Origin of the sequence: Pseudomonas sp. P5_152, from assembly GCF_033989915.1 — a bacterium.
Classification (GTDB): Bacteria; Pseudomonadota; Gammaproteobacteria; order Pseudomonadales; family Pseudomonadaceae; genus Aquipseudomonas.
In genome coordinates, this window is the sequence record NZ_JASFAH010000002.1 from 1,241,520 (window position 1) to 1,257,188 (window position 15,669).

General features: G+C 62.0%; 19 protein-coding genes. 4 read left to right on the top strand and 15 right to left on the bottom strand.

The window, feature by feature from the left end; all coding sequences use genetic code 11:
- Positions 1-58: 58 nt before the first annotated feature.
- Positions 59-676, bottom strand: coding sequence for a bifunctional phosphoserine phosphatase/homoserine phosphotransferase ThrH (thrH, locus tag QMK50_RS05340; RefSeq protein ID WP_095165513.1), 618 nt, complete (start codon positions 674-676; stop codon positions 59-61).
- A gap of 174 nt (positions 677-850) precedes the next feature.
- On the opposite strand from thrH, the gene QMK50_RS05345 reads away from it, so the two are divergent.
- Positions 851-1,585 (top strand): phosphoadenylyl-sulfate reductase, encoded by a 735-nt coding sequence (locus QMK50_RS05345; protein WP_095165515.1) that lies wholly within the window; start codon positions 851-853, stop codon positions 1,583-1,585.
- A 45-nt stretch (positions 1,586-1,630) separates the two neighbouring features.
- On the opposite strand, the gene QMK50_RS05350 is transcribed toward QMK50_RS05345, so the two are convergent.
- Positions 1,631-2,554 carry a LysR family transcriptional regulator gene (locus tag QMK50_RS05350; RefSeq protein WP_320332705.1) on the bottom strand — a complete coding sequence of 308 codons (924 nt, stop codon included), beginning with the start codon at positions 2,552-2,554 and terminating at the stop codon, positions 1,631-1,633.
- A 125-nt stretch (positions 2,555-2,679) separates the two neighbouring features.
- On the opposite strand from QMK50_RS05350, the gene QMK50_RS05355 reads away from it, so the two are divergent.
- Positions 2,680-3,426, top strand: a complete 747-nt coding sequence (locus QMK50_RS05355) for a 3-oxoacyl-ACP reductase family protein (RefSeq protein ID WP_320332706.1) — start codon at positions 2,680-2,682, stop codon at positions 3,424-3,426.
- A gap of 76 nt (positions 3,427-3,502) precedes the next feature.
- On the opposite strand, the gene QMK50_RS05360 is transcribed toward QMK50_RS05355, so the two are convergent.
- Positions 3,503-4,195 (bottom strand): HAD-IA family hydrolase, encoded by a 693-nt coding sequence (locus QMK50_RS05360; RefSeq protein WP_320332707.1) that lies wholly within the window; start codon positions 4,193-4,195, stop codon positions 3,503-3,505.
- A 333-nt stretch (positions 4,196-4,528) separates the two neighbouring features.
- Between QMK50_RS05360 and QMK50_RS05365 the strand changes: the two genes are divergently transcribed.
- Positions 4,529-4,852 carry a helix-turn-helix domain-containing protein gene (locus tag QMK50_RS05365; protein WP_095165524.1) on the top strand — a complete coding sequence of 108 codons (324 nt, stop codon included), beginning with the start codon at positions 4,529-4,531 and terminating at the stop codon, positions 4,850-4,852.
- A 216-nt stretch (positions 4,853-5,068) separates the two neighbouring features.
- Here QMK50_RS05365 and QMK50_RS05370 read toward each other — a convergent pair whose 3' ends face one another.
- From QMK50_RS05370 to QMK50_RS05385, 4 genes are all read right to left on the bottom strand, one after another.
- Positions 5,069-5,434: a glycine zipper domain-containing protein gene (locus QMK50_RS05370; protein ID WP_095165526.1), complete on the bottom strand. Its 366-nt coding sequence runs from the start codon at positions 5,432-5,434 to the stop codon at positions 5,069-5,071.
- 335 nt (positions 5,435-5,769) lie between these two features.
- Positions 5,770-7,101 (bottom strand): IS4 family transposase, encoded by a 1,332-nt coding sequence (locus QMK50_RS05375; RefSeq protein ID WP_320332658.1) that lies wholly within the window; start codon positions 7,099-7,101, stop codon positions 5,770-5,772.
- A gap of 112 nt (positions 7,102-7,213) precedes the next feature.
- Positions 7,214-7,405 carry a hypothetical protein gene (locus QMK50_RS05380; RefSeq protein ID WP_095165528.1) on the bottom strand — a complete coding sequence of 64 codons (192 nt, stop codon included), beginning with the start codon at positions 7,403-7,405 and terminating at the stop codon, positions 7,214-7,216.
- A gap of 142 nt (positions 7,406-7,547) precedes the next feature.
- Positions 7,548-7,868 carry a YbjQ family protein gene (locus QMK50_RS05385; RefSeq protein WP_095165530.1) on the bottom strand — a complete coding sequence of 107 codons (321 nt, stop codon included), beginning with the start codon at positions 7,866-7,868 and terminating at the stop codon, positions 7,548-7,550.
- Positions 7,869-7,979: 111 nt separating this feature from the next.
- On the opposite strand from QMK50_RS05385, the gene QMK50_RS05390 reads away from it, so the two are divergent.
- Positions 7,980-8,174 carry a hypothetical protein gene (locus QMK50_RS05390; RefSeq protein ID WP_095165532.1) on the top strand — a complete coding sequence of 65 codons (195 nt, stop codon included), beginning with the start codon at positions 7,980-7,982 and terminating at the stop codon, positions 8,172-8,174.
- A 1-nt stretch (position 8,175) separates the two neighbouring features.
- Here the strand turns inward: QMK50_RS05390 and QMK50_RS05395 are convergent, their stop codons facing one another.
- The 8 genes from QMK50_RS05395 to QMK50_RS05430 all read right to left on the bottom strand — a co-directional run bounded on the left by QMK50_RS05395 (position 8,176) and on the right by QMK50_RS05430 (position 15,641).
- Complete coding sequence (locus QMK50_RS05395) at positions 8,176-8,511, bottom strand: hypothetical protein (RefSeq protein WP_159997143.1); 336 nt, start codon at positions 8,509-8,511, stop codon at positions 8,176-8,178.
- Positions 8,512-8,655: 144 nt separating this feature from the next.
- Positions 8,656-9,810, bottom strand: coding sequence for an iron-containing alcohol dehydrogenase (locus tag QMK50_RS05400; protein ID WP_095165536.1), 1,155 nt, complete (start codon positions 9,808-9,810; stop codon positions 8,656-8,658).
- 16 nt (positions 9,811-9,826) lie between these two features.
- On the bottom strand, positions 9,827-10,981 hold the full coding sequence (locus QMK50_RS05405) for an iron-containing alcohol dehydrogenase (protein ID WP_320332708.1): 1,155 nt from the start codon (positions 10,979-10,981) through the stop codon (positions 9,827-9,829).
- Between the two features lie 8 nt (positions 10,982-10,989).
- Positions 10,990-11,637 carry an ATP-binding cassette domain-containing protein gene (locus QMK50_RS05410; RefSeq protein ID WP_095165540.1) on the bottom strand — a complete coding sequence of 216 codons (648 nt, stop codon included), beginning with the start codon at positions 11,635-11,637 and terminating at the stop codon, positions 10,990-10,992.
- A complete protein-coding gene (locus QMK50_RS05415) occupies positions 11,634-12,404 on the bottom strand; it encodes an ABC transporter ATP-binding protein (RefSeq protein ID WP_095165542.1) in 771 nt (256 codons plus the stop codon). The genes QMK50_RS05410 and QMK50_RS05415 overlap by 4 nt, the downstream gene beginning before the upstream one ends.
- Positions 12,401-13,345, bottom strand: a complete 945-nt coding sequence (locus tag QMK50_RS05420; RefSeq protein WP_095165544.1) for a branched-chain amino acid ABC transporter permease — start codon at positions 13,343-13,345, stop codon at positions 12,401-12,403. The genes QMK50_RS05415 and QMK50_RS05420 overlap by 4 nt, the downstream gene beginning before the upstream one ends.
- Position 13,346: 1 nt before the next feature.
- The gene (locus tag QMK50_RS05425; RefSeq protein ID WP_095165546.1) at positions 13,347-14,246 is read right to left on the bottom strand and encodes a branched-chain amino acid ABC transporter permease; all 900 of its coding nucleotides are present in this window, start codon (positions 14,244-14,246) and stop codon (positions 13,347-13,349) included.
- Positions 14,247-14,318: 72 nt separating this feature from the next.
- The gene (locus QMK50_RS05430) at positions 14,319-15,641 is read right to left on the bottom strand and encodes an ABC transporter substrate-binding protein (RefSeq protein ID WP_320332709.1); all 1,323 of its coding nucleotides are present in this window, start codon (positions 15,639-15,641) and stop codon (positions 14,319-14,321) included.
- Between the last annotated feature and the right edge of the window lie 28 nt (positions 15,642-15,669).

Here is a 15,669-nt window from a genome sequence, read left to right on the forward strand (position 1 = left end):
CAGGGAGCACATTCCATTGTGGGAGCGAGCCTGCTCGCGATAGCGTCCTCAAGGACGGTTACAGGCTCAACTCCCGGTTCGAAGCCTTGAGAAATTCCTGCTTCAACTCGGCAAACGTGTGCACCGCCGGAAACTGCGGGAACTCACGGATCACATTGTCCGGTGCATGGAACAGAATCCCGGCATCGGCCTCGCCCAGCATGGTGGTGTCGTTGTACGAATCACCGGCAGCGATCACCCGGTAGTACAGGCTCTTGAAGGCCAGGACCGACTGGCGCTTGGGGTCTTTCTGGCGCAACTGATAACCGGTGACCCGACCGGTCTCGTCGGTGACCAGGCGATGGCAGAGCAAGGTCGGGAAGCCCAGTTGACGCATCAGCGGCTGGGAAAACTCGTAGAAAGTGTCGGACAGGATCACCACCTGGAAGCGCTCACGCAGCCAATTGACGAACTCGATGGCGCCCTCCAGCGGCTTGAGGGTGCCGATCACTTCCTGGATATCGGCCAGCTTCAGGCCGTGCTCGTCGAGGATGCGCAGGCGCTGCTGCATCAGCACGTCGTAGTCGGGAATATCCCGGGTGGTTGCCCTGAGGGATTCAATCCCGGTTTTTTCGGCAAAGGCGATCCAGATTTCCGGGACCAGGACACCTTCCAGGTCGAGACAGGCAATTTCCACAACACACTCCCATTTGTACTGATTATTGAGTTGAGCGAGCAAAAGGACTGCCGAACTCTAGCGAGTCGCAACTCGCTGCGCAACGCAGACAAGCGCGCCAGCGGGCCTGGGTTTTTGCTAACATCGCCTGCATATAGAGCGCTTAGCGCCACAGACCTGTAGGAAACCGCCCTGATGAGCCCATCGTTCGACGTCGCTGAACTCGCCGCGACCTATGCCAACAAATCCGCCCAGGACATTCTCAAACTGGCCTTTGCCGAGTTCGGGGACGACCTGTGGATCTCCTTCAGCGGCGCCGAGGATGTGGTGCTGGTGGACATGGCCTGGAAGCTCAATAAAAACGTCAAGGTCTTCAGCCTCGACACCGGGCGCCTGCACCCGGAGACCTATCGTTTCATCGATCAGGTCCGCGAGCACTACAACATCCAGATCGAACTGGTGTCGCCGGACCACAGCAAGCTGGAACCTTTCGTCAAGGAAAAAGGCCTGTTCAGCTTCTACAAGGACGGTCACGGCGAATGCTGCGGCATCCGCAAGATCGAACCGCTGCGCCGCAAGCTCTCCAGCGTGCGCGCCTGGGCCACCGGCCAACGCCGCGACCAGAGCCCGGGAACCCGCAGCCAGGTGGCCGTGCTGGAAATCGACAGCGCGTTCTCCACCGCCGAGCGCCCGCTGTACAAATTCAACCCGCTGGCGCAAATGAGCAGCGAAGAGATCTGGGGCTACATCCGTATGCTGGAGCTGCCCTACAACAGCCTGCACGAGCGCGGCTTCATCAGCATCGGCTGCGAACCCTGCACCCGCCCGGTGCTGCCGAACCAGCACGAGCGCGAAGGTCGCTGGTGGTGGGAAGAGGCCACCCAGAAAGAATGCGGCCTGCACGCCGGCAACATCATCAAGAAAGCCTGATCCTGGCGAGAGCACAGCTTGCTCGCGACCATCACGCCGCGCGATTCAGACCGCACTGAATCGCACAGCCCACTGCTGCTGCGCAAACTGCTCGATGATGAAATCGACAAACACCCGGGTCTTGCCCGGTAGCAGCTTGTGCTCGGCGTAGTAGATGGAAATGTTGCCGTCATCGACGTACCAGTCCGGCAACACCCGCTGCAACGTTCCCGCCTGTAGATAACCCAGCGCAAACGGCATGCTCACCAGCGCAATGCCCAGACCCTGGGTCGCCGTGGCACAGGCCGCTTCCGAGTCACTGAGGGTCATCCGCACCTTGAGGTTCAGCGGGCTGTGTTGCTGCTGGCGACTGGTCAATTGCCAGGAACGTACGCGACCGGTCTGCGGCGAGCGAATCAGGATGCCGTCGTGGTGGCGCAGATCATCCGGTTCGAGCACCGGCGGTTGGCGTGCCAGGTACTCCGGGGACGCCACCAGCACCCGGTGGGCCGGGGTCAGTCGACGGGCGACCACCCCCTGGGGCAGCTCGAAGCCGCCGCCAATCGCCGCGTCGAAGCCCTGGCCGATCAGGTCGACCTGGCGGTTATCGAAATGCCAGTCCGGGTTGATCGCCGGATAGCGCCCCAGGAACTCCCCCAGCAACGGCACGATGTACAACCGGCCGAACACCGTGCCCATACTGACCTTGAGGGTCCCGGCCGGACGCCCTTCGGCGCTGGCCAGGTTGGCCACCGCATTCTGGATCGTATGCAGGCTGGCGCTGACCTCGCCGAGAAACAACTGACCGGCCTCGGTCAGCGTCAGGCGTCGGGTGCTGCGCTGAAACAGCCGCACCCCCAGGCGCGCCTCCAGTTTGGCGACACTCTTGCCCACCGCCGCCGGGGTCAGGCTCAAGCGTCGTGCAGCCTCGGCAAAGCTGCCGACCTCGGCGCTACGGACGAAGCATTCGATACTGCTGAAGGTTTCCATGATCGCCACTATAAACTTTTGGTTTACACAGACTATCGCAATCAGGGTCTACTCAGGGGGTAATGGGAAATCAATACTAGGCTCCATCAACCGGGACACTTCGCCTCGGGACTTTGGAGATCGACATGACCACTCAACCTCTCAGCGGCAAAGTAGCGCTGATCCAGGGCGGCTCCCGCGGTATCGGCGCGGCCATCGTCCAGCGCCTGGCCGCTGAAGGCGCCGCCGTTGCCTTTACCTACGTCAGCTCCACCGCCAAGGCAAAGGAGCTGCAGGACAGCATCATTGCCACAGGTGGCAAAGCCCTGGCGATCCAGGCCGACAGCGCCGATGCCGTGGCCATCCGCCAGGCGGTCAATAGCACCGTGCAAACCTTTGGGCGGCTGGACATCCTGGTCAACAACGCGGGCGTGCTGGCCATTGCTGCGTTGGAGGATTTCAAACTCGAAGACTTCGACCAGACGCTGGCTATCAATGTGCGCAGCGTGTTCATCGCCAGCCAGGAAGCCGCACGGCACATGGGCGCCGGCGGTCGCATTATCAACATCGGCAGCACCAACGCCGACCGCATGCCCTTCGCCGGTGGTGGCCCCTACGCCATGAGCAAGGCCGCACTGGTCGGCCTGACCAAGGGCCTGGCCCGCGACCTGGGTCCACGGGGCATCACCATCAACAACGTGCAACCCGGCCCGGTCGACACCGACATGAACCCGGCCCACGGCGAGTTCGCCGAAAGCCTGATCCCGCTGATGGCTGTGGGCCGGTATGGCACCGCCGCCGAAATCGCCAGCTTCGTCGCCTACCTGGCCGGTCCTGAGGCTGGCTATATCACCGGGGCCAGCTTGACCATCGACGGTGGTTTTGGCGCCTGAGGCCTTTACAGGTACAACAAAACGCCGGGTAACCCTGCACAGGTTACTCGGCGTCTTGTTGTGCCTGGATCACTGGTCAGGCTGTTTCAAGTGCCGGCAAGCCATAGGCCTGCAGCGAAAAAGCCCTCAACGAACGCAAGATGCTGTCGGCATGGGCATACTTTTCGTCAGCCATGGCCGCGTCCGGCACCGCCACTGCAGTCATCCCCGCCGCTTTCGCCGCAGTGACGCCAAATGGCGAATCCTCGAACACCAGGCAATCCTCAGGCGCTACGCCCAGGCGGCGCGCGGCGGTGAGGAAGATATCCGGGGCCGGCTTGGCGGCACCGACTTCAGGGTCGTCGGCGGTGACGATGGTGTCGAACAGCGCGAACCAGTCACGGTGCAAGGTGGTTTTCTGCGCGAAGGACTGACTCGAAGAACTGGTGCCCACGGCAATCGGAATGTTGTTGGCCTGCAAGTGCTCAACCAACTCCCGGGCCCCTGGCATCGCCAGCGCAAGAGGAAAACGTTCCTGCATCAAGGGTTCGCGAATCCGCAGGAACTCCTCGGCACTGATGGGCAACTCTAGCGCCTGCACCAAATAACGCGCCAGGTCGGCGGCGCCACGGCCAATGATGTTCTGCTTGATGCTCCAGTCGAACGTACGGCCGTAGCGTTGCGCGATGATCTGCGTGACCTCGGTGTAAATGCCCTCGGTATCCAGCAACAGACCATCCATATCAAAAATCACGGCCTTGATCGGGCCCAACTCCAGCTGTGCACTCATCGCATCTGATCCGTTATCAACACAACATTCCAGGAACGGCTCAGGTACGGCCATGGCCCTGATCGACCGCGCAACGGTCGAAGAAAGGGTTCAGCAGCATAACGAGCCTGGTTTACATGGGGCAACCATTTGCCAGTCGCAACATCGACAGCAGGGCCTAGGGTGAATCTCGAGCGCAGGGAAAGCGTGAGACGTTAACTTATTATTTTATAAGATAACTGTTGATTAACTTATGAAAGACTTATTAGACTCTCATGAACGAAATCTACTGGACCCGCAAAGCCGTCAAGCAACTGCTGCGGATACACAGTGACCAGCAACGGAAAATACGCGATGAACGCACCTACTGAGATTCAAATCATCAAGGGCCCGGACGGCGAGCCGGCCTTTGTGGTCATCCCCTATCAGCAGTACATCAGCCAAACTGGCACTGCCGAGCTGATTCCACATTCGGTGGTCAGCCGCATTGTCGACGGGGCCACCCCGATCCGCGCGTGGCGCGAGCACCTGAACCTGACCCAGGAAGAGGTGGCCAGGCGCCTGGGCATTTCCCAGCCGGCGTTTGCCCAACAGGAGGCGGTCAACAAACCACGCCGCGCCACCCGGGAAAAGATCGCCACGGCATTCGGCATCCGCGCCGATCAACTGGAGCTGTGAACCCCGGCTGTGGGAACTGCCTAGGGCTGCGTTCGTTTGATCTTGGTTTTGTGGCGGCCGTACGCAAAATGTGCGGACAGCCAGATTGACTGTAGGAGCGAGCTTGCTCGCGATGGACGTCAACGCTTACCCATGCTGCCTGAATAAACGCGTTGCGTTCAACGCGAGCAAGCCGCAAGCCGGCGCCCGCTCCTACCGGTACATCGCAGCGAAGGATCAGTGACCCTTCTTGCCCATGCTGTTACCCACCGCGCCACCGGCGGCACCGCCCAGGCCGGCGCCGATGGTCGCACCATTCTTGCCGCCCAGCGAACGCCCGATGACCGAACCACCGGCCGCGCCGACACCACCGCCAATGGCGGCCTTGGTGCGATTACCCTTGTGGGCGCCCGCAGCACCACCGGCAGCGCCGGCTACACCCGCGCCAATGGTCGCGCCGGTGCTGCCACCGAGCTTCTGACCCACCACGTTGCCCAACGCGCCACCCAGGCCGCCACCCAACGCCGCGGTGCCATCACCGGAAGCCATTGCACCTTGAGCGACCAGAAGCCCCAGAACCAGAGCAGGCAGAGTTAAACGCATGACATGAACCTCAAACAGAGTATTGAATCGTAGAAATGGGCTGCTACTGAAGGGGGGTGTCCAGACGAGGACGCCGCCAACCTTGCTGTGCGCGTGGGTTGGACAGCAATTAGCCGAAGAGTTTTATCGCGGGCAAAAAAAAGCCCGCTGGGGAACGGGCTGACAAGACTTGCTTTTAACGGATGAGCTGAGCCTACGTTTTGGCTTGTGAAAGAAACGTGAAACACCCCAACCACTCCTGGTTACATTGATACAAAATATGACACACCTGCATATCACCCCTCCTCCCGCCAAACCGCAGGCACAAAAAACCCCGCACATCGGCGTAATGCTGTTCACTTAAGCGGAGCAGCCTCACGGTCCACTGGGAACCGGGTCTTTGAAATCTTCACCGTCCTTGGCCTCGAAGGCCTGGGGCGGTGATCCAGAAACAATCCCCCGATACCTGCCCTCAGTTCCGCCAAGCGTCTCCCTGTCGCTGAAACTGGATTGGCTGCTGCCATCACGATCAATTGCACGGCGATGTACTGGCAGGCCGGTTTGAAACGGATGTCCGAAGGCGCTCGACCAAACGCCACCGCCGCTTGGCTCGCTTCCCGGCGAATCACGTTGTAAGCCAGCAACAGCCCCCACACTTCCTGATAGATCAGCTCGATTTTTTTGCTGCGCAAGGTCATTGCGTTCTGTTGCATTGAACTCTTGATGTCCCTGAAACCCAACTCGATCTCCCAACGCTCCTGATAAAGTTTGGCAACAGCCTTAGTGGTGTAGGTCTTGGCCGGCAAGGACGTCATCACGGTCTTCACTTTGCCTTGAATTTCATAGCTGACTTCGCGTACCTCCCAGTGCGAGGGAAGAGTCGGATTTCGCTTTCTGGCCTGTGGCGAGACTTTCATACGCACCAAACGGTCGCGCTGGTTGTAGCGGGCCACTTCCTCGCAGACCAGTCCCTTTTTTGCCGGGATCAACCAATGACGGCTGGTGCCCGTTCTACTTAGGCTCAACAGCAGCTCCGCGCCCCAGAACCCTTTGTCGAACAGCGTCACCGAGTGGTCGGGAATATGCTGCAAAAACTCGTCGGCCAGGCGCATTTCACTGCGTCGGTAAGGGCTCAATTGTGCATCTAGGATCACGTGCGAACGCACATTCATTAGCGCCACCAGGCGCAGCATCGGAAACGGTGTCTGGCGATCGCTGGGGGTGTTTCCCGACCCGAAGTGATCTCGAAGCTCGGGCGTATCCGGGGTGCGAAAAAGCGCACCGTCCACCGCGAAAACCTGCAAATTATGCCAGGCATCATCGTCATAGCGCTCTGCGCCCCAATGGTTGCCGGTCTTGCGGAACAACCACTCAACAGGATCGGCGCCGAGCCGTTTACGAGCTTCGGTTACACCACTGCGCGCCAGCAAATGGTCAGAGGCCAGGCCTTGGGCGCAGATGTTCAAACGCCTGGCCACCTCGTGAACCGGCTCGTCACGAAATAACGCCATGCCAAGCACTAGCCACAGCACTTGATCAGCGGGCAGGCGCCGCCGGCGAATGGTCGCCTGACTGGAGAGGTCGAGCGCAGACGCTACCCACTCGATGGGAATGTTTTGGGTGAAGGTGCTCAGGTCGCAGAAGTTAAAAAGGTCGTCGAGGTCGAGCAGGTCCTGTTGAACAGACATAAAAAATCCGATGCCAGAGGTCTGGCATCGGATTTTCTAGGAAGCCCGGCGTGAGCTCAAATGCTTAAGTGAACAGCATTACGCACATCGGCGGGGTCTGTCGGGTTTTCGATCACTTGCGCAATGGCACGGTGACCCTGGGCATGAACGGTTTACTGGAAGTCCTGCTCACTGTGGACGCACGGACCTGGCCCGGTTTGCTCGGCGCTTGGCCAAACCCCGAGACGTAATCTGTCTGCCCGCAGTGCACACAGTTGTTGATCGGGTACTCAGCGCCATCATCTTCGATGTACGGATTGCTCATCTCTGCGTCCCTCCCTACAGGTCGGTACCGACAAACAAGCGTTTGCCTGAAAAGCACAGACCCTCAAGAGATTCCAGACTAACCGGTCATACCCGGACCACCCATTCAAAAAGCCATCAGCCGACGAATGGCCCAAGTCGGGTTACTTGAGCTTGACCGCGGTACCGGTCACAAAGACCACCAGCATGCTGCCCTTGCCGGAGGGCATGCTGATTTCAAAGTTGACCCCCACCACCGCATCCGCCTGCAGGCTGCGGGCGCGCTCCTTGAGCTCGTCAGTGGCCTGGGCACGGGCTTCACGCAGGGCTTTCTCGAGGGTCTGGGAACGCCCGCCGAAAAAATCGCGCATGCCGGCAAATATATCCCGCACCACATTGATGCCCTGCACGGACTCGGCGCTGACGATGTCCAGGTACGCCGCAATCTGCCGACCTTCGATGGAATGGGTAGTGGTGGTGATCATGAAAACTTCCTTGATGGACTAATGGCGGCCGCGAGGCTGGCCTAAGTCATGGAGACGTACATACTGGGTACTGGCGGCACAGATTCTGCCAGCGAGCGTGCGGGAGAGTGTATGACGGTCTTTTTACTGCTGTACCTGTGCACCGACGCTTCGCGCAGCGACTGCCAGGTGATTGCCGTTGAACATTGGGTGCAGCCCGATGCCTATCAACAGTGCGTCGCGGCGGCCAGACAATTGACCAAGGACCTCACCGCGAAAAACCGCCAGAGCAATTATTTCGTCTGTGAAACCCAAGCCAGCCCATGAGCTACAGGCAATCGCGCACCGCCTTGCGCAAGGCCGCCGACTTGGCCCACGGCGGTCCCTGGTACAACGAGACCTTGCTGCCATCCTTGTACTTGACGATATCGACGATCTCATCGGCGGTAATGATGCTGGGCGCGTTGATCCGCCAGCCGTTGGAGATCTGGGTCTGGGTAGCCTTGGGCACCTCGCGCTGCCAGGCTGGCAACACACACGCGGCGTATTCCTTGGGCGGCTTGGCAGTCTCCTTGCTCAGGTTCGGCTCCCCCGGCACCAGCGAGGCCGGTAACGAACACCCCGCCAACACCACACACCCCAGCGCTGCCATCCATATCCGCATGATTGTTCCTTGCACTCAAAGAGGAAAATGTAGCTTCACATTGAGTGCTCAGCCAGCCCACCCGGCATCAGGCCAGAACCACCACCCGGGTTGCAGGGCCTGGGCCGAATGGATTCACACTCAGCGCCAGGCCAACGCTCCTGCTTAGAAAATCCCGCGATAGATGGCCGCTACATCCTGCTCCGTCATGTCCCGTGGATTGCTGTCGATCAAGCGGCGAATGCCTACCACCACTTCCGTGGCCATCGACGGGATGGCCTGTTCGTCGACCTGCAGCTTCGACAAACGCGTCTCCAGGCCGCTGTCGCGCACCAGCGCCTCAATGGCCAGGACAAACGCCTCGGCCGCCGTGGCCTCATCGGCAAACAGCTGGTCCGGCAGCAGATAGGCTGCCAGTTCAGCATATTGGCGCTGCGCCTGGGCGAGGTTGAAGCGAATGATCGGTGCCATGACAAGGGCGTTGGCGTGGCCATGGGGAATATGGAAGCGCGCCCCCAACGGATAGGCCAGGGCATGGATCGCCGCCACCGACGCGTTGACGAATGCCATGCCCGCCATCAGTGAACCTTGCAGCATCGCCGTGCGTGCCGCGACGTCCCGACCATCGGCCAGCACCTTGGGCAGATTGCGTCCCAGCAAAGCCAAGGCGGCGGTGGCCAGGCTGTCGGCAATTGGGTTCTTGCGCGTGCGGCTGGTGTAGGCCTCGATGGCATGCACCATGGCATCCAGGCCGGTGGCGGCAGTGACCTTGGGCGGCAGGCCGAGGGTCAGCTCGGGGTCGAGCACCGCCACGTCGGGCAGCAATTGCGGCGAGTACACCACCTGCTTGCACTGCTGCTCATCAGTGATTACCGAGACCCAGGTCACCTCCGAACCCGTGCCGGCGGTGGTTGGCATCAACACCAGCGGCACCCGTTGCCCCAGCGCTTTATCGGTGCCGTACATGGCTTCCAGGGACTGCTCGCTATTGACCAGCAAGGCCACCAGTTTCGCCGCATCCAGGGAACTGCCGCCCCCCAACCCCAGCACCCCATCGACCTTGAACGCGCGCGCCTGGGCTGCGGCCTGCTTGACCACACTGGCCGAAGGATCGGGCACCACCTGATCGAACACCGTCACCTCGCAGCCAGCAGCGTGCAAGGCCTGTTGCGCACTGGCGGCAAAACCCAGGCTGACAATGCCTGGGTCGCACACCAGCATCACCCGTTGTGCGCCCAATCCGCTGAGCACGTGCCCGACCTGTTGCAGCGCACCGGCTTCACACAAGATGCGCGGTACGCTTCTGAATTCGTAACTCATGAATCACTCCTTCGCCCTACAGCACCGAGGCGTAGATGGCGTGAATATCGTCGCGGTTGAGCGGACGCGGGTTGTTGATCAGCAAGCGCTCGACCTTCAGCGCGTCCTCGGTCAGCCGGGACAGGTCCTGGGACGTGACGCCCACCTCATGCAAACGCTGGGCGAACGGCATGCGCGCCACCAGGCGGGTGATGAAATCGATGAACCCCTCGCACGCCTCGGCCGCATTGGCAAAGCGCTGCTGCGGCAGTACCGCCGAGGCCAGTTGCGCGTACAGCGGCTCGGCCGCCGAACGGTTGAAATTCAGCACGGGCACCAACACCAGGGCATTGCTCAAGCCATGGGGCACGTGGAATTGCCCACCCAGTGGATAGGCCAGCGCATGCACCGCCGCCACTGGCGCATTGGCGAACGCCATGCCGGCCAGCATCGAACCCAGGAGCATGTCCGAACGCGCCGCCAGGTCACCCGGCTCGGCCAGTACCCGATCCAGGTTGCCCGCCAGCAAACGCAGGGCCTGCACCGCCAGGCCATCGGACAACACGTTTTTCTTGTGCACGCTGGTATAGGCCTCGATGGCATGGACCATCGCATCGACCCCGGTCATGGCGCTGATCGCCGCCGGCAGGCCGACGGTCAAGCGCGCATCCAGCAAGGCGATGTCCGGATACAACAGCGGACTGACCACGCCCTTCTTTTCATGGCTGGGGGTAGTGACGATTGCCACGGCCGTGACCTCGGACCCGGTGCCCGCGGTGGTCGGCACCTGGATCAACGGCAAACGTGGCCCCTTGGCCAGGTTGTTGCCGTAGATCGACTCCAGCGACTGCTCGTGACTACACAGCAGCGCCACCAGCTTGGCGGTGTCCAGGGAGCTGCCGCCGCCCAACCCGATGACCGCCTGGGCGCTGCAACCGCGCGCCACTTCCACCGCATCCAGCACCGCGGCCACTGGCGGATCCGCCTGCACATCGCTGTACAGCGTGACCTGCACGCCCTGCTCGCGCATCGCCGCCAGCGGTGCATCGAGCAAGCCGGCGCGCAGCAGGCCTGGGTCACTGACCAGCAGTACCCGCTCGGCTTTGAGCTCGCGACACAACTGGCCCAGGCGCAAGGCGCCGTCAATTTCACAGATCACCCGTGGGGTGGTTTCAAAGGTAAATGTCGACATGGTGCTCCCTACCCTACTGTCACGCTGCCGCGCTCGATGCGAAACAACGCATCGACCAGGTCAGCAGAATGAGTGTCATCGGACTCGCTGATCAGCACGCACAAACCTTCCTGCCCGAGCTTGGCGATCACCTCGCTCAAGCGCCTCGACAGCACGGGCGCCACGCCCTCGAAGGGTTCGTCGAGCAACAGCAGCTTGTTGCCGGGCATCAGCGCCCGGGCCAGCGCCACCAGTTTTTGCTGGCCGCCCGACAGTTGCATGGCCTTGCGGTCGCGGAACTGGGCGATCTCCGGGATCAGGCTGTACACCCATTCCAGGCGGCGCTGACTGTCGGCCAAGTGATTGGCCCAGACCGGCAGCAGGATGTTCTCCTCGACCGTCAACGCCGGGATCAACCGCCGATCCTCCGGCAAATAGCTGATACCCGCCGCCGCCCGCTTGAAGCTGGGCAGGGTGCGCAGGTCCTGCCCGGCAAAGGACATGTCACCCGCGTCGGCGTCCAGCAACCCCATGATGGCGCGGATCAGCGTGGTCTTGCCGGCGCCGTTATGGCCGATCAACCCCACCATCTGCCCGGCGCCCACGGTCAGCGACACCTGGTGCAGGATCGGCACCCCTTCGATCGACACACTCAGGTTGCGAATCTCAAGACTCATAGCGCGGCCCTCAGGTGAACTTTCTGGCTACCGGTGACAAATTCCTGCACCCGGGGATTGGCCAGCACCTGTTCCGGCACCCCGTCGGCCAGTACTTCACCGCTGTAGAAGGCGAGGATGCGCGAGACGTAACGACGCACCACGTCCATGTCGTGCTCGACAAACAACACCGTCACCCGGCGCTCGGCGACCACCCGCATCACCGTGTCCATCAGCGCGGTTTTCTCCTCGGCACTGACCCCACTGGTGGGTTCGTCGAGCAGCAGCATCTGCGGCTCGCCAATCAGCGCCATGGCGATATCGATCAGCTTGCGCACACCCTGCGGCACGGCGGTGACCTGGGTATCGCGCCAGCGGGCGATGTCGAACTGCGCAAGCATCGCGTCGGCCAACGCCACCCGCGCCGCCGTGCGCATCGGCGCCAGCAGCGAGGGAAACGGGTTCTGTGCCGCCGCCACGGCGATCAGCAGGTTGTCCATCACGCTCAACTGGGGGAACAGCTGGGCGACCTGGAACGAGCGGGCCATGCCCAGGCGGGTAATCGCCCGGGGCGTGCGGCCGATGATCGACTGGCCATTGAACAGGACCTGGCCACTGCTGGGTTTCAGGTAGCCGGTGACCATGTTGATAAAAGTGGTCTTGCCGGCGCCGTTGGAACCGATGACGCCGACCACTTCGCCCGGCCGAATGCGCACGTTGACGTCCTTGGCCGCGGTGACCGCACCAAATGCCTTGCACAGTCCTTGAGTTTCGAGAATGCAGCTCATGCCTTGGCCCTCCGCGCTTGTCCGGTAAACAGGCTCCACAACCCCTTGGGCAGGAACACGATGATCGCCAGCAAGGTGAAGCCCAGAATCATTTGCCAGCTATGGGGCACCAGCTCGATGGCATAGGTGCGCACCACCGCAAACACAATCGCCGCAATGAAGGGCGCCGCGACGTGGGCGGTACCGCCGAGCAAGGCAATGAACACGAACTCGCCAGAGGTGATCCAGTACGCCATTTCCGGGTCGATGTGCCCGGCCGACAGCGCCATGAAGCCGCCGCCCAGGGCCGACACCGCAGCCGCCGCGACGTAGTTCATGTACAGCACCCAGCGGGGAGATTGGCCGAGGTACTCGACGCGCACTTCGTTTTCGCGAATCGCTTCGCACATCATCCCGGCACTGCTGCGGCTGTAGCGGTGCAGCAACACCGCCAGCACCGCGCAGACGCCGACGATGATGATGAACAGCGCGAGCGGCGCCTGGCCCTGGGCCGGGCTCCAGCCGAACAGGCTCCAGGCCTTGACGTTGAAGCCGTCGGTGCTGCCCAGGGCCGAGCTCTTGACCAGCACGCCGTACAGGATCATCGAGAACGCCAACGACAACATGGCGAAAAAGATCTCTCGGTAGCGGGTCATCAACAGGCCCAGCAGCATTGCCAGCAACACGGCCGCGCCCACCCCGATCACCAGCAGCAAGGCCAGGTCGGAGATCTCCAGGAAGTGCCCGCTCATGCCCACGGCATAACCGCCGACGCAGAAGTACAAGCCCTGGCCGAAGGTTACCAGGCCCGCGCGCATCTGCATCACCACGCCCTGCACCACCATCGACTTGGCCAGGGCCATCGTCAGCAGGAACACCAGCCATTGCGGCGCAATCAAGCCGCCGGCGGCCAGCAGCAGCGCGACGCCGAGCAGTATCAGTTCGGTTCTATTGAGGCGCATATCAGATTTTCCTCGCCAGCACGCGGCCGAACAGGCCCTGCGGACGCACCGCAAGCACCAGCGCCATCACGCCGTAGATCACAAAGAGTTCGAATTCCGGGGCGTAGTGCACGGCGGCGGCGCGGCTCAGGCCCACCAGCAAGGCACCAACAGCGGCCCCTTCGATGCTGCCCATGCCACCGACCACGACCACGGCAAAGGCCAGCACGATGATTTCCACGCCCATGCCCGGCACCACGGAAATCGCCGGCGCCGTCAGGGCACCCGCCAGCGTGCCGAGCATGGTGCCCAGCACGAACACCAGGGTGAACATGCGGCGCACGTTGACGCCCATGGCCATCGCCACTTCCCGGTCATGGATCACCGCGCGCAGCACCTTGCCCTGGTGGGTGCGCTCCAGCCACAGCCACAGGCACAGGCCCAGCACCACCGACACGCCGACCAGCATCAGGTCGTAGTTGGACACCTTGAGCCCCGCCAGGGCGCTGCGGCCCATCTCGGCATACGGCTGATAGGCGAAGTAAGGATTCACCCCCCAGACCATCTTCATGCTGTCTTCGAGGACCAGCAGCAAGGCGTAGGTGATGATCACCATCAGCACTTCGTCGCGGCCGTACATGAAGCGCAACAACCCGCGCTCGATGATCAGCCCGACGATCAGACCGGCCACCAGCGCACAGCCGAGCATCAACAGATACCCCGCCCACACCGGCCCGATACCGTTGTTGAAATACCAGCCCACCAGCGACGCGGCGGTATAGGCGCCGATGGCGTAGAAGCTGCCATGGGCCATGTTCAGGATGCGCATCACCCCGTAGATCACCGTAAGCCCGGCGGCTACCAGGAACAGCCACGAGGCATAGATGGTGCCGTCAATCAGCACCGCAAAAAGACTCATCATAGGGGTCCTACCTTGGCAAAGAGGTGGCGGCGCCCGCAGGCCCGCCACAGAGGATCAATCACGCGGCGCGGCTCAGTTGCACTGGGCACCCGGGAAGCCGGCCTTGATCCATTCCAGCGCGGTGGTACCGTCCGGCGGGGTCACGCACTCACCGTTGAAGGCGATGACGTTCTGCACGCCGCCCTTCTTGTTCGCCGCGTCGTACTGGTACTCGCCGTAGGCAATGCCTTGCATCGCCTGGTGACCACCAGCCCGGGCCATTTGCACCGGGCCCGAGACCGACTCGAAGGTCGCGCCCTTGAAGGCCTTGGCGATCTCCAGCGGTGCCGGGACCTTGCCCGACTCGACCTTGGCGTTCTCCGCCGCGTGCTTGAGGCCGAGAATCGCCTGGGCCATCTTGCTCGCCGGGTACGTCGGGTCGGTCTTGTAGGCCGCCTGGTAGCTGCCCTTGAACCAGCGGTTGAGCTCGTTATCCGGGGCAAACGCACCGAATGGCCCACGGCCGCCGATGATCATGCCGTTGGGTGCCTGGTCCTTGTAGCGGTCGATCGCCGACTCGCCGCACGTCAGCACGGCGGTTGCATCCTCCAGCAGGCCACGGGCGTTGGCCTGCAGTACCAGGGCCTCCATGTCGCCACCCCAGAAGCTGGAGTGGATGATGTCCGGGCGCTTGACCGACAAGGCGGAAATCTCGGCGCCATACTGGCCCTGGAACACCTTGGGCATTTGCGACTCGACCACCTTGGCCTTGGGCATCAACTGCTCCATGGAGTGGGTGAAGTCGTTCCAGCTGTCCTGGCCCCAGGCGTAGTTCTGCTGGATCCCGGCGACCTTCTGCGCGTCCGGGCGGACCTTGGCCAGGTAACGCGCCGCGCCGATGTTGTCCACGGCCGCATCGAGGCTGGTGCGGAACACGAACTGCGGGGTCTTGTCTTCATTGAACAACTGCGAAGTGCCGCAATCGTAGAACACCGTCATCGCGCCCAGCTCTTCGGCCACCGGGGCAATGGCCAGGCAGTCGCCGGACGAGATGTAGCCCACCACCGCATCGACCTTCTGGCGCTGCACCAGGTTACGGAACTCTTCCACCTGCTTGGCCGCACCACCGGCCTCATCGATGATCACCACTTCGATCTCGGCACCGTTGATGCCAATGGTGTTGTAGGGCGCGGGCAGCTTGCCCTCGTTCAGCCCTTCCACCAGCACCTTGGCGGCATTCGCCGAGGGTTCGCCGAACGGGCCGGCGGCAGGGCCCGAGAGGAAGGTCACGATACCGATGCGGAACTTGCCGTTCTCGGCTGCCTGGACGCTGGTGGTCAAGGACAGGGCCAGGCCCGTGGCAGCGATGGCCAGGGCCAGGGGGTGTTTGATCATGGTTTTTTTATAGTTGTACATGGGCTGATGTCTCGGTGGATGAATGAAC